Source organism: Leucobacter sp. M11 (genome assembly GCF_035726885.1).
GTDB lineage: Bacteria > Actinomycetota > Actinomycetes > Actinomycetales > Microbacteriaceae > JAPFRB01.
Map to the genome: position 1 here is coordinate 581,113 of NZ_JAPFRB010000003.1, position 1,069 is coordinate 582,181.

Here is a 1,069-nt window from a genome sequence, read left to right on the forward strand (position 1 = left end):
CGTGATCGTCCGCCGCGCGCCCGTGATCCGCTGGGTGCTCGCCCTCCCCGATGGCTCCGAGCTCGCCCTGCCCGCCGACGCAGCGACGCTCGGCCGCCGACCCGGCGACGCCCCGGGCGCGGTCACGGTGCCCGACCCCAGCCGCACCCTCTCCAAGGTGCACGCCCGGATTCGCCGGGACGGGGACCGCTGGTTCATCACGGACCTCGGCTCGACCAACGGGGTCTTCCTGGGCGAGCCGGACGGCTCGGAGCGCGAGCTCGCGGCGCACGCCGAGGCCCCGCTGAGCGAGCATTTCCGGCTGGGCACCCTGCCGATGCGCCTCCTGCGGAGCGGATCATGATGGGCCGCGCCATGCCGGTGCTCGACGTCGCCGCGCTGACGGACACGGGCCGCAAACGCAAGCGCAACGAGGACGCCGTGTTGGCCGAGTGGCCGTGCTTCCTCGTCGCCGACGGCGTCGGGGGCTCGGAGGCCGGGGACCTGGCGAGCGCGGCGGTGGTCGAGGCCTTTCGCGCCCTGCACCCGGGCGATCGCCCGGGCACCCTGCTCACCGTCCGGGCGGCCTTTGCCCGCGCCGAGCGCGCCGTTCGCGCGGTGGCCGATGGCACCCGAGACGGGGCCGGGAGTACCCTGACCGGCGTCATCCTGGTCGAGCACGAGGGCGAGCTGAGCTGGCTCGTGATCAACGTGGGGGACTCGCGCGTCTATCAGCACCTCGGCAGCGAACTCACCCAGCTCACGGTTGACCACTCGCTCCTCCAGGAGGCGCTCGACGCGATCGAGGAGGGCACCGCTGATGGCTGGGATGACCTGCCGATGAGCAACGTCATCACCCGCGCCCTCGGGGCCGATGACAGCCGGCCCGACACGTGGCTGCTCCCGGTCGTGACCGGGGTGCGCTTGCTGATCTGCTCCGACGGCTTGCACGGCGAGCTCGACGATGAGCAGCTGCGCGCCCTGCTCACGATGGGCGGCAAGCCCGGCTCGCTCGTTCCCGAGCTGATTCGGCGGGCGAACGCGGCGGGCGGCGGCGACAACATCTCGGCGATCGTGGTCGATGTGCTCT

Annotated in this window: 2 protein-coding genes; both read left to right on the plus strand. The window is 73.1% G+C overall.

Features of this window, described 5'->3' with window-relative positions:
• Positions 1-343 (plus strand): FHA domain-containing protein (locus tag OOT08_RS11135; protein ID WP_325092705.1); only part of this gene is annotated, 343 nt, incomplete at its 5' end.
• Positions 340-1,069 (plus strand): PP2C family protein-serine/threonine phosphatase (locus OOT08_RS11140; protein ID WP_325092706.1); only part of this gene is annotated, 730 nt, incomplete at its 3' end. The genes OOT08_RS11135 and OOT08_RS11140, both read left to right, overlap by 4 nt.